General features: G+C 70.4%; 20 protein-coding genes. 17 read left to right on the forward strand and 3 right to left on the reverse strand.

What is annotated here, in order from left to right:
* The first annotated feature begins 142 nt into the window (after window positions 1-142).
* The 10 genes from Q0818_RS04310 (at window position 143) to Q0818_RS04355 (ending at window position 13,052) form a co-directional block, all read left to right on the forward strand.
* Complete coding sequence (locus tag Q0818_RS04310; RefSeq protein ID WP_298871878.1) at window positions 143-1,072, forward strand: ABC transporter permease; 930 nt, start codon at window positions 143-145, stop codon at window positions 1,070-1,072.
* Window positions 1,062-2,009 carry an ABC transporter permease gene (locus tag Q0818_RS04315; RefSeq protein ID WP_298871880.1) on the forward strand — a complete coding sequence of 316 codons (948 nt, stop codon included), beginning with the start codon at window positions 1,062-1,064 and terminating at the stop codon, window positions 2,007-2,009. Before Q0818_RS04310 ends, Q0818_RS04315 begins: the two co-directional genes overlap by 11 nt.
* Window positions 2,006-3,670, forward strand: coding sequence for an ABC transporter ATP-binding protein (locus tag Q0818_RS04320; protein WP_298871883.1), 1,665 nt, complete (start codon window positions 2,006-2,008; stop codon window positions 3,668-3,670). Before Q0818_RS04315 ends, Q0818_RS04320 begins: the two co-directional genes overlap by 4 nt.
* The gene (locus tag Q0818_RS04325) at window positions 3,667-4,257 is read left to right on the forward strand and encodes a PH domain-containing protein (RefSeq protein WP_298871884.1); all 591 of its coding nucleotides are present in this window, start codon (window positions 3,667-3,669) and stop codon (window positions 4,255-4,257) included. The genes Q0818_RS04320 and Q0818_RS04325 overlap by 4 nt, the downstream gene beginning before the upstream one ends.
* Before the next feature lie 221 nt (window positions 4,258-4,478).
* Window positions 4,479-5,459 (forward strand): ABC transporter permease, encoded by a 981-nt coding sequence (locus tag Q0818_RS04330; protein WP_298871886.1) that lies wholly within the window; start codon window positions 4,479-4,481, stop codon window positions 5,457-5,459.
* 1 nt (window position 5,460) lies between these two features.
* Complete coding sequence (locus Q0818_RS04335; RefSeq protein WP_298871888.1) at window positions 5,461-6,384, forward strand: ABC transporter permease; 924 nt, start codon at window positions 5,461-5,463, stop codon at window positions 6,382-6,384.
* Window positions 6,377-8,569, forward strand: a complete 2,193-nt coding sequence (locus tag Q0818_RS04340; protein WP_298871891.1) for a dipeptide ABC transporter ATP-binding protein — start codon at window positions 6,377-6,379, stop codon at window positions 8,567-8,569. The genes Q0818_RS04335 and Q0818_RS04340 overlap by 8 nt, the downstream gene beginning before the upstream one ends.
* Before the next feature lie 4 nt (window positions 8,570-8,573).
* On the forward strand, window positions 8,574-10,253 hold the full coding sequence (locus Q0818_RS04345) for an ABC transporter family substrate-binding protein (RefSeq protein ID WP_298871895.1): 1,680 nt from the start codon (window positions 8,574-8,576) through the stop codon (window positions 10,251-10,253).
* A gap of 160 nt (window positions 10,254-10,413) precedes the next feature.
* On the forward strand, window positions 10,414-12,327 hold the full coding sequence (typA, locus tag Q0818_RS04350; RefSeq protein WP_298871898.1) for a translational GTPase TypA: 1,914 nt from the start codon (window positions 10,414-10,416) through the stop codon (window positions 12,325-12,327).
* Window positions 12,327-13,052: a creatininase family protein gene (locus Q0818_RS04355; RefSeq protein ID WP_298871900.1), complete on the forward strand. Its 726-nt coding sequence runs from the start codon at window positions 12,327-12,329 to the stop codon at window positions 13,050-13,052. Before typA ends, Q0818_RS04355 begins: the two co-directional genes overlap by 1 nt.
* Before the next feature lie 13 nt (window positions 13,053-13,065).
* On the opposite strand, the gene Q0818_RS04360 is transcribed toward Q0818_RS04355, so the two are convergent.
* Together Q0818_RS04360 and Q0818_RS04365 are read right to left on the reverse strand one after the other, a co-directional pair.
* Window positions 13,066-14,469: an amidohydrolase gene (locus tag Q0818_RS04360; RefSeq protein WP_298871902.1), complete on the reverse strand. Its 1,404-nt coding sequence runs from the start codon at window positions 14,467-14,469 to the stop codon at window positions 13,066-13,068.
* Window positions 14,466-15,494, reverse strand: a complete 1,029-nt coding sequence (locus Q0818_RS04365; RefSeq protein WP_298871904.1) for a LacI family DNA-binding transcriptional regulator — start codon at window positions 15,492-15,494, stop codon at window positions 14,466-14,468. The genes Q0818_RS04360 and Q0818_RS04365 overlap by 4 nt, the downstream gene beginning before the upstream one ends.
* A 181-nt stretch (window positions 15,495-15,675) precedes the next feature.
* On the opposite strand from Q0818_RS04365, the gene Q0818_RS04370 reads away from it, so the two are divergent.
* The 5 genes from Q0818_RS04370 to Q0818_RS04390 are packed head-to-tail and all read left to right on the forward strand — an operon-like array spanning window position 15,676 to window position 21,815.
* The gene (locus Q0818_RS04370) at window positions 15,676-16,722 is read left to right on the forward strand and encodes a BMP family ABC transporter substrate-binding protein (protein ID WP_298871907.1); all 1,047 of its coding nucleotides are present in this window, start codon (window positions 15,676-15,678) and stop codon (window positions 16,720-16,722) included.
* Window positions 16,722-18,254, forward strand: coding sequence for an ABC transporter ATP-binding protein (locus tag Q0818_RS04375; protein WP_298871910.1), 1,533 nt, complete (start codon window positions 16,722-16,724; stop codon window positions 18,252-18,254). Before Q0818_RS04370 ends, Q0818_RS04375 begins: the two co-directional genes overlap by 1 nt.
* Entirely contained in the window at window positions 18,251-19,339 is a 1,089-nt protein-coding gene (locus Q0818_RS04380; protein ID WP_298871912.1) for an ABC transporter permease, read from the forward strand. Before Q0818_RS04375 ends, Q0818_RS04380 begins: the two co-directional genes overlap by 4 nt.
* Complete coding sequence (locus Q0818_RS04385) at window positions 19,336-20,610, forward strand: ABC transporter permease (RefSeq protein WP_298871914.1); 1,275 nt, start codon at window positions 19,336-19,338, stop codon at window positions 20,608-20,610. The genes Q0818_RS04380 and Q0818_RS04385 overlap by 4 nt, the downstream gene beginning before the upstream one ends.
* The gene (locus Q0818_RS04390; RefSeq protein WP_298871916.1) at window positions 20,607-21,815 is read left to right on the forward strand and encodes an amidohydrolase family protein; all 1,209 of its coding nucleotides are present in this window, start codon (window positions 20,607-20,609) and stop codon (window positions 21,813-21,815) included. Before Q0818_RS04385 ends, Q0818_RS04390 begins: the two co-directional genes overlap by 4 nt.
* Before the next feature lie 43 nt (window positions 21,816-21,858).
* Here the strand turns inward: Q0818_RS04390 and Q0818_RS04395 are convergent, their stop codons facing one another.
* The gene (locus tag Q0818_RS04395) at window positions 21,859-22,410 is read right to left on the reverse strand and encodes a helix-turn-helix domain-containing protein (protein WP_298871918.1); all 552 of its coding nucleotides are present in this window, start codon (window positions 22,408-22,410) and stop codon (window positions 21,859-21,861) included.
* A 65-nt stretch (window positions 22,411-22,475) separates the two neighbouring features.
* Here Q0818_RS04395 and Q0818_RS04400 point away from each other — a divergent pair, with 65 nt between their 5' ends.
* On the forward strand, window positions 22,476-23,207 hold the full coding sequence (locus Q0818_RS04400; protein WP_298871920.1) for an AzlC family ABC transporter permease: 732 nt from the start codon (window positions 22,476-22,478) through the stop codon (window positions 23,205-23,207).
* Window positions 23,204-23,518 carry an AzlD domain-containing protein gene (locus tag Q0818_RS04405; protein ID WP_298871922.1) on the forward strand — a complete coding sequence of 105 codons (315 nt, stop codon included), beginning with the start codon at window positions 23,204-23,206 and terminating at the stop codon, window positions 23,516-23,518. The genes Q0818_RS04400 and Q0818_RS04405 overlap by 4 nt, the downstream gene beginning before the upstream one ends.
* The last annotated feature ends 21 nt before the right edge of the window (window positions 23,519-23,539 follow it).

Here is a 23,539-nt window from a genome sequence, read left to right on the forward strand (position 1 = left end):
AGGCGGTGACGGATTCGTCACCGCCTCGCGGTCTGCCAGCCAGGCCTCATCACGACGTGTGGTAGAACGGCACGGGCTCTTCTGAGCCCTGCCCCCCACGTAACGTCCGGTGAGGCGTTTCCCACGTTCGAAAAGAGAGCGGATGCTCGGCTACATCCTCAGACGTCTGCTGCAGGTGCTCCCCGTGTTCTTCGGGGCCACGCTGCTGATCTACTTCATGGTCTTCGCCATGCCCGGAGACCCGATCCTCGGTCTCTTCGGTGACAAGACCCCCGCCCCGCAGGTCGTCGAAGCCCTGCGGGCGCAGTACCACCTCGACCAGCCCTTCATCGTCCAGTACCTCCTGTACCTCGGCGGCATCTTCCAGGGCGACCTGGGCACGACCTTCTCGGGTCAGTCCGTCAACGAGGTTCTCGCGCGCACGCTGCCCGTCACCGCGCGCCTGGCCGTGATGGCCCTCGCCATCGAGTTCGTCCTCGCGATCGTCATCGGCACGATCTCCGCCATTCGCAAGGGCAAGCTGTTCGACAACGTCGCGCTCGTCGTCGCGCTGCTGTTCGTCGCCCTGCCCATCTTCGTGGCCTGCTTCCTCGCGCAGTACTTCCTCGCCGTCCAGCTGGGGTGGTTCCGACCGACCGTGGGCGCGCAGAACGACTGGGGCGATCTGATCCTGCCGGCCATCGTGCTCGGATTCAGTCTCTTCGCCACGAGCATGCGCCTGATGCGCGGGTCGGTCATCGACACGCTCAACCAGGACTGGGTGCGCACCGCGTACAGCAAGGGCCTCTCGCGTCGTCGCGTGATCCCCGTGCACGTGCTGCGCAACTCGCTCATCCCGGTCATCACCAACTCCGCCACCAACTTCGGCGTGCTGCTGGTCGGTGCCACCGTGACCGAGGGCATCTTCAACATCCCCGGCGTCGGCAACACGCTCTACCAGGCGACGATCCGCGGCGAGGGCCCCACGGTCGTCTCGTTCGTGACCGTCTTCGTCATCATCTACGTGCTGGTCAACCTCGTCGTCGACCTTCTGTACGGTCTCCTTGACCCGAGGATCCGCTATGTCAAGTAATCGATTCCCGGCGCCGCACTACGTCGCCCCCATCAAGACCGAGACCATCTCGGTCGACGCCGTCCGCGTCGCCGCGCGCAAGAGCAACCTGTGGCTCGACGCGTGGCGCGACCTGCGTCGTCGCCCGACGTTCTGGATCGCCCTGGCCGTCATGGCCGTCGTGATTCTCATGGCCGCGTTCCCGACCCTGTTCACGCAGGTGCCGCCGAACAACGACTGCCAGCTCTCGAACAGCAACGGCGGCTCGACGGCCGGTCACATCCTCGGGTTCACCTTCCAGGGGTGCGATACGTTCTCCCGCATCGTCTGGGGCGCCCGCACCTCGCTGTCGGTGGGTCTGCTCGCCACCGCCATCGGAACCATCATCGGCCTCATCATGGGCGCGCTGTCGGGCTTCTACGGCGGGTGGCTCGACGCGGTGATCTCGCGCGTCGGCGACATCTTCTTCTCGATCCCCTACATCCTCGCGGCGATCGTCGTCATGAGCGTGTTCTCGCAGTACCGCAACGTCCTCACCCTGGCGTTCGCGATCGGCGGGTTCGCGTGGGCCTCCACGGCGCGCGTCGTGCGTGCCGAGGTGCTTCGCGTGCGTCAAGCCGACTACGTGGCAGCCTCCCAGGCCCTCGGGCAGTCGCGCTTCAAGACGCTGCTGACCCACGTCATCCCCAACGCCATCGCCCCTCTGCTGGTCGTCACGACCATCAGCCTCGCGGCGGCGATCGTGGCCGAGGCGACCCTGTCGTTCCTCGGTGTCGGTCTCGGTGGCGACACGATGTCGTGGGGTAACGACATCAGCCAGGCGCAGCAGTCGCTGCGCGTCGCGCCGGCCGCGCTGATCTGGCCGTCGCTGGCGCTGACCGTGACGGTGCTGGCGTTCATCATGCTGGGCGAGCTCATCCGAGACGCCATCGACCCGAGAGCGAGGGCCCGCCGATGAGCGACGCCACCATGACGCCTCTGCTGTCCGTGCGCGACCTCAAGGTCGCCTTCGAGGGCCAGGGCGGCTCCCGCCAGGTCCTGCACGGCGTCAGCCTCGACGTGTACCCCGGTCAGACGGTGGCCATCGTGGGCGAGTCCGGCTCGGGCAAGTCCACCACCGCCTCGGCGGTGATCGGGCTGCTGCCCGGGACCGGCCACGTGACCGGCGGCAGCATCACGCTCGACGGGCGCGAGCTGACCGACCTGACCCCGACGCAGTTCGAGTCGGTGCGCGGCAAGGACATCGGCTACGTCCCGCAGGACCCGATGTCCAACCTCAACCCGGTGTGGAGCATCGGCTTCCAGGTCAAGGAGGCGATCCGCGCGAACGGGATCGCCAGCGGCCGCAAGGAGGTCGAGAAGCGCGCGATCGAGGTGCTCAAGCAGGCCGGCCTCGCCGACGCCGAGCGCCGACTGCACCAGTACCCGCACCAGTTCTCGGGCGGCATGCGCCAGCGCGCGCTCATCGGCATCGGCCTCGCCGCCGACCCGAAGCTCCTCATCGCCGACGAGCCGACCTCGGCTCTCGACGTCACGGTGCAGCGCGTCATCCTCGACCACATGGCATCCCTCACCCGGGAGCGCGGCACCTCGGTGCTGCTCATCACGCACGACCTGGGGCTGGCCGCCGAGCGCGCCGACACCATCGTCGTGATGAACCAGGGCGAGATCGTCGAGTCCGGTCCGAGCCGCGAGATCCTCGAGAACCCGCAGCACCCGTACACCCAGCGGCTCGTCGCCGCGGCGCCGAGCATCGCGTCGCAGCGCATCCAGGCGAAGGTCGAGGACCGCGGCATCCTGCACGAAGCCGACCTCGACGCCCCGGCCACCGTGAAGGTGACCGATCTGGTCAAGGAGTACAAGATCCGCCAGGGCGGGTTCCGCAGCGAGCAGTTCCGCGCGGTCGACGGGGTCTCGTTCCAGATCCCGCGCGGCAAGACGCTGGCGCTCGTGGGGGAGTCGGGCTCGGGCAAGTCCACCATCGCCAAGATGGTGCTCAAGCTCGAGGAGCCCACCTCGGGTTCCATCGAGGTCGACGGCGTCAACACCGGCAAGCTCAGCGCGAAGGACACCTTCGCCCTGCGTCGCCGCATGCAGCCCGTCTTCCAGGACCCGTACGGCTCGCTCGACCCGCTGCGCAGCATCGGCAACCTCATCGCCGAGCCGCTGAACATCCACAAGGTGGGCGACAACGCGTCGCGGCGCGCCCGTGTGGAGGAGCTGCTCGAGCAGGTCGCCCTGCCGCAGGAGCTGGCCTCGCGCTACCCGAACGAGCTGTCCGGTGGTCAGCGCCAGCGTGTCGCGATCGCGCGCGCGCTCGCGCTCAAGCCCGACATCCTCGTGCTCGACGAGGCCGTCTCGGCCCTCGACGTGCTGGTGCAGGCGCAGATCCTGCAGCTGCTCGCGGAACTGCAGTCCGAGCTCGGCCTGACGTACCTGTTCATCACGCACGACCTCGCCGTCGTCCGTGTCGCCGCCGACCTGGTGTGCGTCATGGAGCGCGGCAAGCTCGTCGAACAGGGGACCGTCGACGAGATCTTCGCGCAGCCGTCGCAGGAGTACACGCAGCGTCTGCTCGACGCCATCCCCGGCGCCTCCCTCCAGCTGGGCGGCGCGTGACGCGCGACGAGCGCTTCCGGGGCGCGGAGCACCCACGGGTGTTCCGCGCCCCGTCGTCGGTCTTCGGGCTGGTGCTCGGGGCCGTGCTCGCGGTCGTCCTCCTCGGGGATGCCGCGCTGCGCGCCGGCGTCGGAGAGATGCTGCTGCTCGCACCGTGGGTGCTGTTGGCGTTCTGGGGCGTCTACGCCCTGCTGTTCGCCCCGCACGTGCGCATCGACGCCCGCGGCATCCGGATCCACAATCCGCTGCGCATCACCGAGATCGCCTGGGCGCGGGTGAGCGACATCGACATGCGCTGGCAGCTCGAGGTGACCACCGACGAGCCGCGAGTCGTGAAGGCGTTCGGCGGCCCGGTGGCGGGTCGCCCGGGGCGGCCTCCGCTGCGCCGCGACGACGATCGCGGTCGCCGCGAGCCCCCGGCCATCCGTGATCTGCAGGTGATCCAGGACGCGTGGGAGTCCGCGCGCCCGGGCGCAGCGTCCGACGGAGTGGTCCGTCGTTTCTGGGACATTCCCTCGGCGATTTCCCTGGCAGTTCTCATCGCCTGGGTTATTATCGCTTTGTTCATTTCCGGCGGTGTCCGCTGAGCGCAGTGCTGCGCTCGACTCCACCGCTCGTGACAAACCGCCATGTAAGGGCTTTGTTACGGTCGTGAAAAGTGTGTTCCCCCGGCACACGTTCCGCGAAGAAGCCGACGTAGGGTCTCTGAAGATCCTTAGCCAGGCGAACGAATAGGCGGGGATCTCGACGGCGAGAGGACCACCATCATGCAGACCACCGACACGTTCCGGACGGGTTCGCGCTCGTCATGACGCTGTACGTTCTGCGACGGTTCCTGAACTACGCCGTCCTGAGCCTGCTGGCGACCTGCTTGGCCTACGTGCTGGGCAGTGCGCTCCTGCGACCCCAGGACCGCTTCTACGGCATGAACCCGCGTCCGCCGGAGGACTCGATTATCGCGAGCCTGAACGCCCTCGGCGCCAACCCCGACGTGCCGATCCTCGTGCGCCTGTGGAACTGGCTCGTGAACCTGTTCACGAAGTTCTCGCTCGGGTCGACCATCGGCGGTCAGGACGTCGTGGCCGAGATCTCGGCCCGCGCCGGCACGAGCCTGCGCCTGCTGCTCATCGGCTCGCTCATCGGGGCCGTTGTGGGCGTCCTCATCGGCGTGTGGGGGGCCGTTCGCCAGTACCGCGCGAGCGACCAGGTGACCACGTACGCCTCGTACCTGGTGTTCGCGACGCCGACGTTCGTCATCGGCGTCCTGCTGATGATCGCGGCCACCGGATTCAACAACGCCCTCGGCACGCAGGTCATCCGCTTCACCGGTGAGTACACCGCCGGCATCGAGGGCTTCTGGCCGGTCGTCGCCGATCGCGCCGTGCATCTCCTGCTGCCCACGATCGCGCTCGTGCTCATCAGCGCCGCGTCATACTCGCGCTACCAGCGCAGCATGATGCTGGACGTGCTGGGCGCCGACTACATCCGCACGGCCCGCGCCAAGGGGCTCCCGCGGACGCAGGCGCTCTTCCGTCACGGCGTGCGCATCGCGCTCATCCCGATGTCGACGTTCTTCGCCTACAGCTTCGGCACCCTGATCGCCGGCTCGACGATGCTCGAGATCGTCTTCTCGTGGCGGGGGATGGGCCAGTTCCAGCTCAACGCCGTCACCCAGCAGGACATCAATGCGGTGGCCGGATCGACCCTGTTCGTCGCGGTCCTGGTGCTGCTGTCGTCCACCCTGTCCGAAGTGCTCTACGCAGCCCTCGACCCGAGAGTGAGGAGCTGAGATGACGATGCAGGAAGAGGCCGTCGACGGCACGCTCGTCGCCACCAGCCCGGTCACCCGCGAGCGGAAGCCGCTCTCGCGCGGCGCCCTCGTGCGCGCCCGGCTGCGCAAGATGCCCCGTTTCTGGGTGGGCGCGAGCATCCTCGTGTTCATCGTGCTCTGGGCCTTCATCGGACCGCTCCTCTACCCCTACGACGCGAGCGAGCGCGACTTCCTCAACGTCGGTCTCGGCCCGACGCAGCTGCACTGGTTCGGCACCAACGGCATCGGTCAGGACATCTACGCCCAGACCCTCGTGGGGCTGCAGAAGTCGCTCATCATCGGCGCCCTGGCCGGTATCGGCGCGACCCTCATCGCCGCGGCGGTCGGCTCGATCGCGGGGTACCTCGGCGGCAAGATCGACGCGGTGATCGGGTGGCTGATCCACCTGCTGCTGGTGATCCCGTCGTTCTTCATCCTCGTGCTGCTGAGCCCGCTGACGCGCGGCCTGTCGTGGCTGGCGCTGACCTTCTTCCTGGCGGTGTTCAGCTGGATGATCCTCGCCCAGGTGGTGCGCAACCAGACCCGGTCCCTGCGCAATCGCGACTTCGTGCGCGCCGCGCGGTACATGGGCATGCCGACCCGCCAGATCCTCGGGCGCCACATCATCCCCAACATCGCGTCGCTGCTCATCATCGACGCGACCCTCGGCGTCGTCGCGGCCATCATGGCCGAGACCTCGCTCAGCTACTTCGGCTTCGGCGTGCAGGCGCCCGACGTCTCGCTCGGCACGCTGCTGTCGGCCGGGACCTCGGCCGCCGTCACCCGTCCGTGGCTGTTCGTGTACCCCGCCGGCGTGCTGATCGTGCTGCTCCTGGCCATCAGCCTCATCGGCGACGCGCTGCGCGACGCCATCGACCCCACCTCGGGAGCGAACCGTGACTGACACCCGTTCCGCCACCCTGCTGTCGTCGACCGGCCGGTCGCCGCTGCTGTCGGTGCGCGACCTCAGCGTGACCTTCCCCCAGCGCGAGGGCAACGCCGTGCGCGCCGTGCGCGGCATCTCGTACGACGTGCACGAGGGTGAGTTCCTCGGCATCGTCGGCGAGTCCGGTTCCGGCAAGAGCGTCTCCTCGCTCGCGGTGATGGGCCTGTTGCCCTCGAACGCGAAGGTGGAGGGCGACATCCTCTACGACGGCCGCTCGCTGCTGTCGATGAACGACGCGCAGCTGTCGAAGATCCGCGGCGCCGAGCTCGCGATGGTCTTCCAGGACCCGCTGTCGGCGCTCACCCCGGTCTACACGGTGGGTGACCAGATCTCCGAGGGGCTGCGTCTGCACGATCGCGCCCTGTCGGCCCAGGCCGCCCACGCACGCAGCGTCGAACTGCTCAAGCTCGTCGGCATCCCGGATGCCGAGCGCCGGGCCCGCGCGTACCCGCACGAGTTCTCGGGCGGAATGCGCCAGCGCGCGATGATCGCCATGGCGATCGCGAACGATCCGCGCGTGATCATCGCCGACGAGCCGACCACGGCCCTCGACGTCACGATCCAGGCCCAGATCCTCGAGGTGCTGCAGAAGGCGCGCGAGGTCACGGGGGCCGCCGTCGTGCTCATCACGCACGACCTCGGCGTCGTCGCCGGTCACGCCGACCGCGTGGCCGTGATGTACGCCGGCGCGCTCGTCGAGCGGGGATCCGTCGACGAGATCTTCCACGACCCGCACATGCCCTACACCGTGGGACTGCTGCGCTCGGTGCCGAACATGCAGACCGCCGGCTCGCAGCGACTCGTCCCTCTCGAGGGGCGCCCGCCGTCCCTCGCGAACCTTCCGACCGGCTGCCCGTTCGCCGCCCGCTGTCCCATCGCGATCGACGCGTGCCGTGAGGTCGAACCCGAGCTCGTGACCCACGGTGCGACCGCCGACCACGTCGCCGCGTGCATCCGCGCCGACGAGATCGCCTCCGGTGCGCTGTCGCGGCCCGACATCTTCCCGCGCCCGGAAGCACTGGGGGAGATCCCGCCGCTGCGCCCCGACGTGACCCCGGCGGTCGAGGTGAAGGACCTCACGAAGCATTTCCCGCTGATGAAGGGAGCGGTCTTCCCGCGCCGGATCGGCACCGTGCGCGCCGTCGACGGCATCTCGTTCTCGATCCAGCCCGGTCGCACCATGGGCCTGGTGGGGGAGTCCGGCTGCGGCAAGACCACGACGATCCTCGAGATCATGGAGATGGTCGCCCCCCAGAGCGGCAGCATCCACATCAACGGCACGGACGTCGCCACGGTGAGCCGCAAGGACAAGGCGACCCTGCGCAAGGGCATCCAGATCGTGTTCCAGGACCCGATGGGTGCGATCGACCCGCGTCTGCCGGTCGGCGAGGTCATCACCGAGCCGCTGCTGGTGCAGGGCGTGCCGCGCGCCGAGCGCGACCGCAAGATGACCGAGCTGCTCGAGCTCGTGGGCCTCGATCCGAACATGTCGGACCGCTACCCGCACGAGTTCTCGGGCGGTCAGCGCCAGCGCATCGGCATCGCCCGCGCATTGGCGACCGATCCCGCCGTCGTCGTGCTCGACGAGCCGGTCTCGGCGCTCGACGTCTCGATCCAGGCGGGTGTGATCAACCTGCTCGAGGACCTGAAGGAACGCCTCGGCCTGTCGTTCCTCTTCGTCGCGCACGACCTCGCGGTGGTGCGCCAGATCGCCGACGACGTCTCGGTCATGTACCTCGGACGCATCGTGGAGCAGGGCCCGGTCGACGAGGTGTTCGACGATCCTCGGCATCCTTATACGAAGGCCTTGATCTCGGCGGCGCCCATCCCGGACCCGCGCATCGAGCGCTCGCGCACCCGCATCCTGCTCGACGGCGATCTGCCGAGCCCCACGCAGGAGATCTCGGGATGCCGTTTCCGCACGCGGTGCCCGCTGTACCGCCTGCTGCCCGACGCCGACCGGCGCCGGTGCGATTCCGACGACCCCGGTCTGCGCCCCTCGGCGCACTCCGAGGTGGCGTGCCACTACGCCGAACGGTCCGACCTCGTCCTCGAGACGGCGGCGGCCGGTTCCCCCCGAACGTCTTCGGTCGACGGCACCACGTCGTCGAAGGCCCTCCCTGATCACCAACGAGAGGATTGATCACATGCAGATCCGCAAAGCGAAGGGGCTCGGCGCGCTCGCGCTGCTGAGCGCCGCCGCCCTGGCGATCGCCGGGTGCGCGCCCGGCAACACCGCGGCTCCGTCGGCGAACCCCGACGACCAGAACGCGCTGCCCTCGACCGCGTGGGTGCGCGCCGACGCCTCGAGCGTGCAGGACGGCGGCACGCTGACCCTCGCGGTGTCGTCGCTCCCCGTGAACTGGAACATCTACCAGATCGACGGCAACGAGCGCGACACCAACGACATCTACTCGACGATGAGCGGCGGCCCGATCAAGATCAACGAGTCGGGTGAGCCCGTCGTCGACGAGAACTACGCCTCCTCGGCCGAGCTCGTCAGCGAGGACCCCCAGGTCGTCGAGGTCAAACTGAACCCGGATGCCGTCTGGGAGGACGGCACGCCCATGACCGTCGCCGACTACCAGGGGATGTGGAAGGCCAACAACGGCTCCAACCCCGAGTACATCGTCACCTCGACGACCGGCTGGGACCAGGTCTCCTCGGTCGAGCAGGGCGAGGACGAGTTCGACCTCAAGATCACCTTCTCCTCGGTCTTCGCCGACTGGCAGTCGCTGCTGAGCCCGGTGCTCAAGGCCAGCGTCACGGCCGACCCGACCACCTTCAACACCGGCTACACCACGCAGGCCGTGCCGTCGTCGGGACCGTTCAAGGTGAGCTCGATCGACGCGACCGCCGGTATCGCCACGCTCGAGCGCAACCCCAACTGGTGGGGCGAGACGCCCAAGCTCGAGACCATCGTCTACCGTGCGGTGAGCCAGGACCAGCAGGGTTCGTCGTTCAGCAACGGTGAGATCGACGCCGTCGAGATCTCGGCCAACGCCGACCTCTACCAGACCGCCCAGAACGTCCAGGGTGCGCAGATCCAGGCCTCGAATGGCCTGACCTGGACGCACATCACCATGCGCGCCTCCGACGGACCGCTCGCGGACGTCAACGTCCGCAAGGCCGTGGCATCCATCGTCAACCGCGAGCAGATCGCCAACACGGCGAACTCTCCCGTCGGCGTGCCCGCGATCACGCAGGGCAGCTACATCTTTATGCCCGGCCAGGACGGCTACACCGACGAGGCGCTGCCCTACGACACCGACGCCGGTGCGAAGTACCTCGAAGACGCCGGCTACACCAAGGACGGCGACTCCTGGGTCAAGGACGGCACGCCCCTGACCTTCTCGGTGACGGTACCCGCCGACACCGCGACGAACATCCAGCGCGCCGAGCAGATCCAGGCCGACCTCAGCGAGTTCGGCATCCCCGTCGAGCTGAACTCGGTGCCCGTGGGCGGCTACTTCAGCGACTACATCATCCCGGGCGACTTCGAGATGGTGACGTTCTCGTGGGTCGGCACGGCCTACCCGATCTCGTCGACCCGTTCGCTGTTCACCCCCGTGGACTCGGAGCAGAACTTCACCGGCATCGCCGATGACCGCCTCGGCCCGCTGTGGGAGCAGGCGAACAACGAGCTCGACCCGGCCGCGCGCCTCGAGACCGCCCAGGAGATCGACAAGGTCCTCTGGGAGTCGGTGCCGATCATTCCGATCGCGCCGCTGCCCAACGTCTGGGCCGTGAAGCAGGGCCTCGTGAACTGGGGCGCGACCCAGTTCGAGACCATCGACTGGACGATCGTCGGCTTCCAGAACAGCTGAGTCCGACACCGGTCGTGGAGGGGCGGGGTCCTGTGGGATCCCGCCCCTTCGCCGTGCTCCGACGGTTCCTGAACGTCGCCTGCCGGGAGTGTCGCGGACGCCCGGTAGACTGGGTGGGCCCGATTCCGGGCGTCACCCCTAAATTTCCTGGAGACCCTCCATGGCGCACGCCCTTCGTCCTGACCTCCGCAACGTCGCGATCGTCGCGCACGTCGACCACGGCAAGACGACCCTCGTCGACGCCATGCTCCGCCAGACCGGCTCCTTCGGCGAGCACGCGCACGTCGAAGAGCGCGCGATGGACTCGAACGACCTCGAGCGCGAGAAGGGCATCACGATCCTCGCCAAGAACACGGCGATCACGTACAACGGTGCCCACACCGACGTGCCGGTGACGATCAACGTCATCGACACCCCCGGCCACGCCGACTTCGGCGGCGAGGTCGAGCGCGGCCTGTCGATGGTCGACGGCGTCGTGCTGCTCGTCGACGCGTCCGAGGGCCCGCTGCCCCAGACCCGCTTCGTGCTGCGCAAGGCCCTCGAGGCCAAGCTCCCCGTCATCCTGCTGGTCAACAAGACCGACCGTCCCGACGCGCGCATCGCCGAGGTCGAGGAGGAGGCGCACGACCTTCTGCTGGGCCTCGCCTCCGACCTCGTCGACGACGTGCCCGACCTCGACGTCGACGCCCTGCTCGACGTTCCCGTGGTCTACGCCTCCGGCCGCGCGGGAGCCGCGTCGCTCAACCGCCCCGACAACGGCGCCCTGCCCGACAACGACGACCTCGAGCCGCTCTTCGAGGCGATCCTCCAGCACGTGCCCGCGCCGTCGTACGACGACGAGGCTCCGCTGCAGGCGTGGGTCACGAACCTCGACTCGAGCCCGTTCCTCGGTCGCCTCGCGCTGCTGCGCGTGTTCAACGGCACGCTGAAGAAGGGCCAGACCGTGGCCTGGGTGCGCGCCGACGGCACCACCAGCAACGCCCGCGTCACCGAGCTGCTGAAGACCCGCGCGCTCGAGCGCTACCCGGCAGAAGACGCCGGCCCCGGCGACATCGTCGCCATCGCCGGTTTCCCCGACATCACGATCGGCGAGACCATCGCTGACCCCGAGGACGTGCGCCCGCTCAAGGCGATCACCGTCGACGACCCGGCCATCTCGATGACCATCGGTACGAACACCTCGCCCCTCATGGGCAAGGTGAAGGGCCACAAGCTCACCGCCCGCATGGTGAAGGACCGCCTCGACCGCGAGCTCATCGGTAACGTCTCGCTCAAGGTCGTCGACATCGGACGCCCCGACGCGTGGGAGGTCCAGGGCCGCGGAGAGCTCGCCCTGGCGATCCTCGTCGAGAACATGCGTCGCGAGGGCTTCGAGCTCACCGTCGGCAAGCCCCAGGTGGTCACCAAGCGCGGCGAGGACGGCAAGCTCAAGGAGCCCTTCGAGCACCTCACAATCGACGCCCCCGAGGAGCACCTCGGCGCGATCACGCAGCTCATGGCGGCCCGCAAGGGGCGCATGGACAACATGACCAACCACGGCACCGGCTGGGTGCGCATGGAGTTCGTGGTGCCGTCTCGCGGCCTGATCGGTTTCCGCAGCGAGTTCCTCACGATCACGCGCGGCACCGGCATCGCCAACGCCATCTCGCACGGCTACGACGACTGGGCGGGCTCGATCACCACCCGTCAGAACGGCTCGATCGTCGCCGACCGCATGGGCGTCGTGACCCCCTTCGCCATGATCGCCCTGCAGGAGCGCATGAGCTTCTTCGTGCAGCCCACCGAAGAGGTCTACGAGGGCATGGTCATCGGCGAGAACTCGCGCGCCGACGACATGGACGTCAACATCACCAAGGAGAAGAAGCTCACGAACATGCGTTCGTCGACCTCCGACTCCTTCGAGTCGATGACGCCCCCGCGCGTGCTCACGCTGGAGGAGTCGCTCGAGTTCGCCCGCGACGACGAATGCGTCGAGGTCACGCCCGAGAAGGTGCGCATCCGCAAGGTCGTGCTCGACGCGACCGAGCGCGGCCGCGCGGCCTCGCGCCTGAAGCGCCAGGACGCCAACGCCTGATGCTCGAGCTGGCCGGCGCCTCGTCCGCTGACGTACGCGAGTACGTTGCGGCGGGCGGGCGCCTGGCCGTGCTGGCCGTGGGCGCCCTCGAGGCGCACGGCCCGCACCTGCCATTGAGCACCGACACGATCGTCGCGGAGCGCATCGCGCGCACCCTCGCCGAACGCTGCGGCGGGGCGCTGCTCCCCTCGATCGCGTACGGCGAGACGTGGGCGACGTCGGGCTACCCCGGAACGATCTCGCTGTCGCCCGACACGGTGCGCGCCCTCGCGATCGACATCGTGCGGGGCGCCGCCGCATCGGGTCTGGATCGCGTCGTGATCGTCAACGGCGACTTCGGCAACCGGCTCCCGCTCGCTGCCGCCGCCCGCGATCTCGCCGCCGACGGCCTGCGCGTGCTCGTGCTCGATCACCCCGGTCTCGCCGAGGCCGCCGGCGCGGTGCGCGAGAGCACGCCCGCTGCCCCCGGGATGAACCACGCCGAAGAGATCGAGACGTCGATGGTGCTGGCATCCGCCCCCGATCTCGTGCGCATGGACCGCGCTGAACCGGATTACCCCGTGTTCCCGGTCGACTTCGGGCTGCGCCCCGTGCGCCTGCACGAGATCGGCGCGAGCGCGGTGTTCGGCGACCCGCGATCGGCCTCCGCCGACAAGGGCGAGCGCCTGTTCGCCGCGGTGATCGACGCCGCCCTCCCGCAGGTGGAGCGCTTCCTGCTCGGATGAGCTCCGCGCGGGTTCAGGGCGCGTAGTCCTGCACGCGGCGACCGTGCGAGCGATCGGTGAGCGCCGGTAGGCGTTCGCCCAGCTCCTCGACCGCGGCATCCAGGTCGATCGTGAGCAGCCGGCGATCCCGCACGACGACCCGGCCGTCGACGATCACTGTCGACACGTCGCCCTGGTGGGCGCTCAGCGCGAGCGTGTGCGCGAGGTCGTGCACGGGCTGCAGGTGCGGGGTGCGCAGGTCGACGAGCACGATGTCGGCCCGCAGTCCGGGGCGGAGGGCTCCGATCTCGTCGGAGAGCCCCAGGACCTCGGCGTTCTGCCGCGTCGCGAGATCGAGCAGGTGGGCCGAGGTCGCCCACGTGGCGTCACCGGAGGAGTACTTCTCGATCATGCCGAGCAGGCGCATGTTCTCCCACACGTCGAGGGTCATGCTGCCGGCCGCCCCGTCGGTGCCCACGCCGACGCTGATCCCGGCGTCGTGCAGGAGCCGCAGCGGGGTCGTGCCCTCCTGGGCGTGGAGCAGGTAGGTCTTCGTGCACGAGGCGACGCCCACGCGGTCGGCGAAGGGGGCGAGCAGCTCGACGTCGTCGGCGACGATCCCCGCCCCGTGCGCGATGAGCGCCCCCGCCTCGAGCACGCCCGTCTCGTGCAGGACGCCGATGGGGGTGCGCCCGCGACGCGCGCGGCTGGAGGCCGTCTGCGTGAGGTTCTCGGCGGCGTGGATGTGGATGCGCACGCCGAGGCGCTCGGCATCCCGTGCCGTCGCGCGGAGATCATCGTCATCGACCGTGTACGGCGCGTGCGGACCGAGGGCCGCGGTGATGCGACCGCCCGCGGAGCCGGCGGCGTCGCGCGCGAAGGCGACGCTGCGCTCGCGTCCGGCGGACCCCTCGGAGGAGAAGAACGTCGAGGCCAGCAGAGCGCGGATGCCGGCGGTCTCGACCTCTTCGGCGATGGTGGGCATGCCGAAGTAGTGGTCGGCGAAGGTGGTGACGCCGCCGAGGAGCAGTTCGCCGATCGCGATGCGCGCTCCGAGACGGATGTCGCGGTCGGTGAGGTTGACCTCCATCGGCCACACGTGGTCGTTGAACCACTCGGCGGTGGGCACGTCGGACGCCGCCCCGCGGAACATCACCATCGGGGTGTGCGTGTGGCTGTTGATCAGCCCCGGCAGGGCCACGAGACCGGTCGCGTCGATCACCTCCGCATCGCCGAGAGCGGCCGGATCGACCTCGTCATCGGGGAGGATCCACGCGATGCGCCCGCCGCTCACGCCGATGCTGTGGCCGGGGAGGTCGCGCAGCGCACCGCGAGCGGCGGTGTCGGTGCGCGGGAGGTCGGGATAGCCCGGAGCGGGGCGCGTCGTCTCTGCTGCGACGCGGGCATGACGGATGACGAGGTCCACGGGTGCGGTCATGACTCCTCCAGGGGGATGCGGGTGCTGGCGCCCACGATCAGGTCGGCGCTCAGCGTGGTGCGACGGCGTGCCGCCAGGCGCGAGCGGCGGGCGTGCTCGAGCATGTCGACGGCTTCGGCGCCCATCTGGCGCCACGGATGACGAAGCGAGGTCAGCGGAGTGCCCTGGGCGTCGGGGTACAGCTGCAGCAGGCTGGCGATCTGCACGTCGTCGGGGACGCGCGTTCCGCGGGCCCGCAGGACGGTGAGGACCCCGGTGGCGACGTCGTCGTTCGCGCACACGAGCGTCTGGCCGGGCCCGACGACGCTCCACAGCTCTTCCGCCGCGGTCACCCCGGCGAGCAGGTCGCTCCCGCGGTGGACGACGTCTGTGAGGGCGATGCCACGGGCGTGGCACGCGAGCTCCACCGAGCGGATGCGCGTGGCGTCGGCGGGTACGTCGGGATCGAGGCCGATCACGGTCACCCGCTCGGTGCCGGTGCGGGCGAGGTGAGCGGCGAGCAGGCCCGCGGATGCCGTCTCGTCGAGGCTCACGGCGCTCGGGGTGTCGGGGTCGAGGAAGCGCCCCACCTGCACGAGAGGAAGTCCGTGCGACATCCGCTGGGCATGGCCGGAGGCCTCGATCGTCGGGGGGCACACGATGAGTCCGTCGACCCGGCGGTCGAGCAGGTCGGCGACGCGTTCGTCGTGGTCGGCGCCGTCGGGCGCGACGTAGCGCAGCAGGGCGCCGATGCCCTGCGCGTCGAGGCTCTCGGTCACCGACTCGATCAATGCCGAGAGGAAGACCGTGGCGTAGCGGGGGAGGACGATGCCCACGCTCTGCGTGCGACTCGAGCGCAGCGCGCTCGCGACGGCGTTGTGCCGGTAGCCGAGCCGGGCGGCGGCGGCTCGCACCCGCTTCAGCGTCTCGGGGGAGACGGGGCGCGACCCCGACAGCGCACGCGACACCGTGGCGGTGGACACCCCGGCCTCGGTCGCCACGTCGGCGAGGGTGGCGAGCTCGTCGGGGACTGCGGGGTCGATCACTCGCCCATCGTACGCAAACGATTGCGTGAACCCGGGTCACGAAATGAAACCGTCACACGGCAGAAACCGGCCTCTCCCGGAGATCTGACTAGGGTGGCTTTCGGTCGCATCCCCCTCATTCGTCCGACCAGTGTGCAATCGATTACATTTCCTGCGCCCCACCCGAACCGAAGGAGTCCCCATGCCTCGTCCCCTCACCCGATCCCTGCTGACGATGGGCGGCGTGCTCACCGTCGCCGCCCTCGCCCTCACCGGCTGCGGCGGCAAGACCGCGGACACCGGTTCGGCGACCGCGGCCTCCGACGGCCCGACGATCGCGCTCCTGTACGGCACCACGGGCGACTTCTCCTTCATGGACAGTGCCTACAAGGGCTTCACCGAGGCTGAGCAGGACGAATCCTTCACCCCCCTCGAGCTCTCCAGCCCGAACACCGACGACTACCAGGACCGCGTCGACCTCGCCCTCTCGCAGAACGCGGCCCTCGCCATCGGCATCGGGTTCCAGTGGCAGCAGCCCATGTCCGAGACGGCGCACCCCGACACCGCGTTCGTGCAGGTCGACGCCGACACGGGAACGGCCATCGACGACGTCACCACCATCTCGTTCGCCGCCGAGCAGTCCTCCTACCTCGTCGGCGTTGCGGCGGCGCTGGCCTCCACGTCGAAGCACGTCGGATTCGTCGGCGGTGTCGACCAGCCCAGCATCCAGAACTTCTTCACCGGCTTCGAGGCCGGTGCGAAGTCGATCGACCCCTCGATCGTCGTCGACAAGACCTACCTCGCGCCGCTGGGCGACTTCACCGGGTTCTCCGACCCGACCAAGGGCAAGGAGGCCGCGGCATCCATGTACGCCGGCGGAGCCGACGTCGTCTACGCGGCCGCCGGCGGATCGGGCCAGGGAGTGTACGAGGAGGCGGCCGCCAGCTCGACGGATGCCAAGAAGAACTGGGCGATCGGGGTCGACGCCGACGTGTACCAGACCGTCTCCGACTCGATCAAGCCGTTCATCCTGACCTCGGCGATCAAGAACGTCGACGTCGCGGTGAAGACCTCGATCTCCGAGTTCCTGGACGGCACGCTCGAGCCCGGTGAGGTGCGCTACGACCTCTCGAACGACGGCGTCGGCTACTCGACGTCGGGCGGCTTCCTCGACGCCTACGCCGACCAGCTCGCAGCGATCGAGAAGGACATCGTCGACGGCAAGATCACGGTTCCGACGGCCCTCTGATGACCGAGGAGCAGGAGGTGCTGGTGCGCCTGAGCGGCATCGTGAAGAGATTCGGGACGTTCACCGCGAACGACCGGATCGACCTCACGGTCCGCGCGGGGAGCGTGCACGCCATAGTGGGTGAGAACGGCGCGGGCAAGTCGACGCTCATGAAGATCCTCTCGGGCGAGGAGAGCCCCGACGAGGGCACGATCGAGATCGACGGGCATCCCTTGTCGTTCCGTTCGCCGCGCGACGCGCAGACGGCCGGCATCGGCATCGTGCATCAGCACTTCCTGCTCGCTCCCGCCCTGCGGGTGTGGGAGAACGTGGTCCTGGCCGACGAGCCCGGCCCGCCGGTGCTCATCGACGCCGCGCGCGCCCGGCGCGAGGTCGGCGAACTGGCCGAACGCACCGGCTTCCCCGTTCCCGTCGACGCCGAGACGGCCGACCTCGGGGTCGGCATGCGCCAGCGCGTCGAGATCCTCAAGGTGCTCTACCGCGACGCGCGCATCATCATCCTCGACGAGCCGACGGCCGTCCTCGTGCCCGCCGAGGCGGAAGCGCTCTTCGCGGCGATGCGCGACTTCACCCGCGCCGGCGCGGCGGTCATCTTCATCTCCCACAAGCTCGACGAGGTGCTCTCCTTCGCCGACGACATCACCGTCATCCGCGCCGGTCGCGTGGTGGGCACGGCGGTACCCGCCGAAACGACGGCGTCGCAGCTGGCGCGCCTGATGGTGGCATCCGAGATGCCCGTCGTCACCCCGCGCGAGACGCCGGTCTCCGCTCAGGTCGTCCTCGAGACGCGGGGACTGACCGTCGCGGGCAGCGACGCCGTGCCGCCCCTGTCGGACGTCGCGCTGCGCGTGCACGCGGGAGAGATCGTCGGGGTCGCCGGCGTCGAGGGCAACGGGCAGTCCGAGCTGCTCGCCGCCCTCATCGGCCGAGCGGATGCCACCGGCACCGTGTTGCTGGACGGCGACGACGTCAGCACCGCGACGACCGTCGAGCGCCGCGCCCGCGGAATGGGATACATCTCCGAAGACCGTCACCGCGACGGCATCGTGCTTCCGCTGGCCCTGCGCGAGAACGCCGTCCTCGGCTACCAGCAGCTGCCCCCGGTGCGCCGGGGACCCTGGTTCTCGCGGACCGCGGCCACGCGCGCGGCAGCGGAGATCATCTCGGCGTTCGACGTCCGCGGCGGCGATCCCGCGACCCGCGCCGCGACGCTGTCGGGCGGCAATCAGCAGAAGTTCATCGTGGGCCGGGAGCTGCTGCGCTCCCCGCGCCTGCTCCTGGCCGCGCACCCCACGCGCGGCGTCGACATCGGCGCGCAGGCGGCGATCTGGAGCGAGCTGACCGCGGCCCGCGACCGGGGGCTGGCCACACTGCTCGTCTCGGCCGACCTCGACGAGATCCTCGCGCTGTCGGATCGCATCCTCGTGCTCCACCGCGGACACGTCGTCGTCGAGCTCGACGCCCACGGCGTCGACGCGGGCACCGTGGGGGAGTACATGACCGGCGCGCGCGGCGGGGAGGCGGCCGCGTGATCGCCCGCATCCTGCGCACCGTCGCCGGCCCGGTCATCGCGATCGTGCTCGCCCTGGTCGTCACCGCCCTCTTCCTCACCGTGTCGGGCTACTCCGCGGCCTCCGCCTTCGAGGTGATGTGGAACTACGGCACGACGCCGGAGTCGTTGGCATCCACCGTCAACAACGCCATCCCGCTGTACTTCGCCGGGATCGCGGCGGCCTTCTCGCTGCGGATGGGGTTGTTCAACATCGGCGTCGACGGCCAGTACCGCGTCGCCGCCCTCGTGGGCGCGGTGGTCGCCGCCTCGCTGCCGTTCCCGCTGTGGGTCACCCTGCCGCTGACGCTGCTGGCGAGCGCCGCTGCCGGAGCGGCCTGGGCCCTGGTCCCGGCCCTGCTGAAGGTGTACCGCGGCGTCAACGAGGTCATCACCTCGATCCTCATGAACGCGATCGCCACCACGGTCGTCGCGGTGCTGCTGGCCGACGTCTTCCGTTCGGGCGGGGGACAGAACACCGGCTCGGCGCCGATCGGCGACAACGGGTCGATGCCCGCCCTCATCGATCTCGGCGGGCGCGTGCAGATCTCGGGCTTCCTCCCGCTCGCCGTGGTGCTCGGGATCGGGTTCTTCCTGCTGCACGAACGGACCGTGTGGGGCTACACCGTGACCGTGGCGAACCTGTCTCCGGATGCCGCGGAGTCCGCCGGCATCTCGGTGCGGCGCCGCATCGTCACCTCGTTGCTGGCCTCGGGCGCCATCGCGGGGCTCGTCGGACTGCCCCACGTGCTCGGCACCGCACACCGGCTGGACGGCACCCTCCCCACCGACCTCATGTTCACGGGGCTGGCCGCCGCCCTTCTCGGCCGGTCGCACCCGATCGGCACGGCGCTGGGAGCCCTCGTGCTCGCGTTCGTCGAGCGCAGCGCGCAGGTGCTCGGGCTGGTCAAGCTGCCCACCGAGGTCGGCACGCTGTTCCTGGCGGTCGTCCTGCTCAGCTCGGCCCTGGGGTACTGGGTCGTGGAGAACGGCGAGCGTCGTCTGGCGCTCGTGGCTGCCGTCCGGCGCGCTCGCGCCGGCCGCGCGAAGGAGGCGTCGACGAGATGACCGCACTGACCACCGCCCCCTCCTCGGCGGCCGCGTCGACCTCCGGGCGCCATCGCGCGCGCACGGTGCTGTCGTGGGTGCTGCTGGGCTTCGGGCTGCTGCTCATCGCCCAGTGGGTGTGCGACGCCCCCGGGCTGTCGTCCTCCTCGACGTGGGGCTCGGCCCTGCGCCTGACCGTCCCGATCGCCGTCGTCGCCGTCGGCGCGCTGTACTCCGAGCGCGCGGGGGTCATCAACGTCGGCCTCGAGGGCATGATGATCGGCGGCACGTGGGGCGCGGGACTGTTCGGCTGGTTCGGCGGACCCTGGCTCGCCCTCGTCGGCGGCGTGGTCGGCGGTCTCGTCTTCGGACTGCTCATGGCCGTGCTGTGTCTGGAGCTGGGGCTGAATCAACTCGTCGTCGGTGTCGCGATCAACGTGCTCGCCGCCGCTCTGGCGCGCTTCCTCTCCGACATCGTCTTCAGCGGTCTCGACGGGGGGAGCGTGGCGCGTTCCCCCCGCATCGAGGGCAACGTGCCGCGCGTGAGCCTGCCGTTCCTCTCTGGCGGCTTCGGCACCCCCGATCCGCTCCGCGACCTCGAGGCCACCGGCATCCCCGTGCTCTCGCCCCTCGCCGGGATCGTCGGCGGTCTCACCCGCGACGTGTCGCTTGCCGCGGTGATCGGGCTCGCGCTCATCCCGCTGACCGCCTTCGTCCTGTGGCGCACGCGCTTCGGCCTGCGGATGCGGGCCTCGGGCGAGGAGCCGGCGGCACTGCAGGCGCTGGGCGGGCACGTGCACCGCACGCGCTACCTGGCGGTGCTGGTCGGCAGCGGCATGGCCGGGTTCGCCGGGGGATACCTCGTGCTGATCTCCCAGGGCTACGTCGAGAACCAGGTCGCCGGTCGCGGCTTCATCGGCCTCGCGACGCTCATCTTCGGAAACTGGATGCCGGGAGGGGTGTTCGCCGGCTCGGCGCTGTTCGGATTCAGCGACGCGGTGGGCCTCGGTCGCCCCGAGACCTTCCGGGGGATGCTGTTCGTGCTCGGCGCCGTGTTCCTCGTGCTGGGCGCGATGCGCCTGCGCCGGGCGCTGGGTGCGCGCGCCGCCGTCCCGTCGCTGCTCCTGGGTGCGGTGCTGCTGGTGGCCGCCCTGTTCCTCCCCCTTCCGAGTGCGCTCGCCACGGCGGCCCCGTACCTCGTCACCCTCGCGGTGCTCGTGGTCGCGGGAACGCGCATGCGCCCGCCGCGCGCCCTCGGAAAGTTCTTCCCCCGTCGAAACTCCTCGAGGTGACCCGCGTGAGCGTCCATGAATTGACCCGTGTCCACGTCTGGGACGGGACCGCGCATCTCGGCGTCGGCGCCGTGGCCTGGAGCGCCGACCGCATCGAGCGCGTCGACGTCGAGGCCGCCGAGGGGGAAGCCGAGCTGACGGTGCTCCCCGGCCTCATCGACACGCACGTGCACCTGATCGGCAATGCGTCCGACACTCCGGCCGACTTCCTGTCATGGCCGCTCACCACGCGCCCCGAGGAGCAGGTGCTTCACGGCCTGGCCCACGCCCGCCGGGCCCTTGCGGTCGGCGTCACCACGGTGCGCGACCTGGCGGCGGACGACGTGCAGTTCTCCCTCGCCCGCGCCCTCGAGGCGGGCGTCGTCGAGGGCCCGAGGGTCCTCGCGCACGGCCTGGTCAACATGACCGGCGGGCACGGCGACCTCTTCACCCCGCCCGCGGTCGTCGAGCGCAAACCCGTCGCCGACGGACCCGACGCGTGCCGCGCCCTCGTGCGCCGCTGGGCGCGGTCGGGGGCCGACGGCATCAAGGTGCCCGTCAGCGGAGGCGTGCTCTCGGTCGGCGACAAAGCGTCGTGGCGCAACTACACGGATGCCGAGATCGCGGCGATCGTCGACGAGGCGCACGCGCTGGGGATGCGCGTGGCCGCGCACGCCCACACCGAGGACGGCATCCGTCGGGCGCTCGCCCACGGCGTCGACTCGATCGAGCACGCGACCAAGCTCACCGATGCGCTGGCGCAGCAGATGGTCGCGGCCGGGACGACCGTCGCGCCCACGCTGCTGATCAACGACCGCATCGCCGACGGCTCGGTGCCGGTGGCTCCGGGTCAGCGCGAGATCGCGCAGGAGCTGGTCTCGGGGCGCGACCCGGTGTTCCGGGCCGCCGCGGCGGCCGGGGTCGAGTTCGTCCTCGGCACCGACGCGAACGGCTTCCACGTGGGCTTCGCCGACCAGTGGGAGGAACTGCGCGCCATGGCGCGCGTGTTCGCCTGGGATGCCGGGCGCACCCTGCAGGCGGCGACCTCTCGCGCGGCCGCCGCGATCGGCCGCGCGGGAGATCTCGGCCGGGTGGCCGTGGGGTACGCGCCCGACCTCGTCGTGGTCCGCGGACGCGTGTGGGAAGACCCCGAGGCCCTGCGTCCCGAGTCGATCGTCGCGGTCGTGCGCCGCGGCCGCGTCGTCGCCGGGGCCCTGCCGGGCTGACCGCGGCCGGCGTCATCCCGCGGGAAGGGGCGACCCCTCGCCGTCAGCGCGACTCGACCACGCACACCGCGCTCATGCCCGGCGTCAGCGCCTCGAACACGTGCGGGGCGTCTCCGGGGTAGGACAGGTAGTCGCCGGGGGACAGCTCGAACGGGTCGTCGGCGGGACCGACCCGGCCGCGACCCGAGACCAGCACGAGGTGCTCGACCGTGCCGCGCGGGTGCGGGTCGGAGAGGCGCGGGGAGCCCGGTTCGGCGCTGAGCAGGTAGATGTCGCGGCGGGCGTGGGGCGGGCTCGCCGAGAGCAGGACGGCGACATAAGCGGATGCCGACGACGCCACCGCCGTGCCCGCTTCGCCCGCGCGGATCAGGGTGGGGGAGTGGGCGCCCTCGTCGACGAAGACCGCGAACGGCACCTCCAGGGCCGAGGCGAGGGCCCAGAGCGTCTCGACGCTGGGATTGCCGCCGCCGTTCTCCAGCTGCGAGACCGTTGCCTTGGCCACACCGGCGCGGCGGGCGAGCTCCGAAACGCTGAGGTCGCGTCGCTCGCGTTCGCGGCGGAGCGTGGTCGCGATGCGATCGCCGAGATCTGTCATCCGTTCATTATGCTCGCCGATCGTTCGACTTGACGAACGAGCGCGGTGCGTTCACGATGATGTCTATGCGTTCGTTCTACCGAACACCCGAGGGGGTGGCGACCCGACAGGGTCTTGCCGTCGCGCTCGCCACCAGCGCCTACGGCGTGTCGTTCGGCGCCCTGTCGGTGGCATCCGGTCTCGACGTGTGGCAGACCTGCGTGCTCAGCCTGCTGATGTTCACCGGGGGCTCGCAGTTCGCCTTCGTCGGCGTGATCGCGGCCGGGGGCCTGGCCGCTGCCCCGGCCGCGATCGCGTCGGCGGCGCTTCTCGGGGTGCGCAACGCCGCCTACGCGATGCGCATGGCGCCGGTCGTGGGGGGAGGACTCGCGCGCAAGGCGCTCGCGACGCCCTTCACGATCGACGAATCGGTCGCCGTCGCCCTCGCCCACGAGACTGCGCGTGCGCGTCGGGCCGGCTTCTGGGTGACCGGCGTCGCGATCTGGATCGGCTGGAACCTGTCGACCCTTCTCGGTGCCCTGCTGGGCGACGTGCTCGGCGACCCCCGCGCCTATGGCCTCGACGCCGCCGCCGCGGCGGCTTTCCTCGCGCTGCTGTGGCCCCGCCTGCGGGGGCGTCAGCCCCTCGCGGTCGCGGCGGGCGCCGCGGTCGTCGCCGCCCTGCTCACCCCGTGGCTCATGCCCGGCATCCCGGTGATCGCCGCGGCCGGCGTGGCCGTGGCGGTGGGGCTGGCCGACCCCCGGCCCGCGTCGCCCGCGTCCGGGGCGACGACGGCGGAAGAGAAGGGGATGCCGTGACCCTGTGGACCGCCGTGCTCGCGGCATCCCTCGTCTGCCTCGCCCTCAAGGCCACCGGGTACCTCCTGCCCGCGCACTGGCTCGACGCCCCGCGCCCCGCGCGGATCGCCGACCTGCTCACGGTGGCGCTGCTGGCGGCGCTGGTGATGGTGCAGACACTGGGGGCCGGGTCGGCGATCGTCGTCGACGCGCGCCTGCCGGCCGTGGCCGTCGCCGCGCTGCTGCTGTGGGCGCGGGCGCCGTTCCTCGTCGTCGTCGCGGGGGCGGCGGTCACGGCCGCTCTGCTGCGTCTGTGGGGGCTCGCGACCTGAGCCGGCGCATAGAGTCTGCGC

Source organism: uncultured Microbacterium sp. (assembly GCF_947489255.1).
Lineage (GTDB): Bacteria > Actinomycetota > Actinomycetes > Actinomycetales > Microbacteriaceae > Microbacterium > Microbacterium phycohabitans.

Excerpts from the sequence above, each read along its gene's own strand:
- Q0818_RS04310 (WP_298871878.1), top strand. The coding sequence starts at position 143 with ATGCTCGGCTACATCCTCAGACGTCTGCTGCAGGTGCTCCCCGTGTTC.
- Q0818_RS04315 (WP_298871880.1), top strand. The coding sequence starts at position 1,062 with ATGTCAAGTAATCGATTCCCGGCGCCGCACTACGTCGCCCCCATCAAG.
- Q0818_RS04320 (WP_298871883.1), top strand. The coding sequence starts at position 2,006 with ATGAGCGACGCCACCATGACGCCTCTGCTGTCCGTGCGCGACCTCAAG.
- Q0818_RS04330 (WP_298871886.1), top strand. The coding sequence starts at position 4,479 with ATGACGCTGTACGTTCTGCGACGGTTCCTGAACTACGCCGTCCTGAGC.
- Q0818_RS04335 (WP_298871888.1), top strand. The coding sequence starts at position 5,461 with ATGACGATGCAGGAAGAGGCCGTCGACGGCACGCTCGTCGCCACCAGC.
- Q0818_RS04345 (WP_298871895.1), top strand. The coding sequence starts at position 8,574 with ATGCAGATCCGCAAAGCGAAGGGGCTCGGCGCGCTCGCGCTGCTGAGC.
- typA (WP_298871898.1), top strand. The coding sequence starts at position 10,414 with ATGGCGCACGCCCTTCGTCCTGACCTCCGCAACGTCGCGATCGTCGCG.
- Q0818_RS04355 (WP_298871900.1), top strand. The coding sequence starts at position 12,327 with ATGCTCGAGCTGGCCGGCGCCTCGTCCGCTGACGTACGCGAGTACGTT.
- Q0818_RS04360 (WP_298871902.1), bottom strand. The coding sequence starts at position 14,469 with ATGACCGCACCCGTGGACCTCGTCATCCGTCATGCCCGCGTCGCAGCA.
- Q0818_RS04370 (WP_298871907.1), top strand. The coding sequence starts at position 15,676 with ATGCCTCGTCCCCTCACCCGATCCCTGCTGACGATGGGCGGCGTGCTC.
- Q0818_RS04375 (WP_298871910.1), top strand. The coding sequence starts at position 16,722 with ATGACCGAGGAGCAGGAGGTGCTGGTGCGCCTGAGCGGCATCGTGAAG.
- Q0818_RS04385 (WP_298871914.1), top strand. The coding sequence starts at position 19,336 with ATGACCGCACTGACCACCGCCCCCTCCTCGGCGGCCGCGTCGACCTCC.
- Q0818_RS04395 (WP_298871918.1), bottom strand. The coding sequence starts at position 22,410 with ATGACAGATCTCGGCGATCGCATCGCGACCACGCTCCGCCGCGAACGC.
- Q0818_RS04400 (WP_298871920.1), top strand. The coding sequence starts at position 22,476 with ATGCGTTCGTTCTACCGAACACCCGAGGGGGTGGCGACCCGACAGGGT.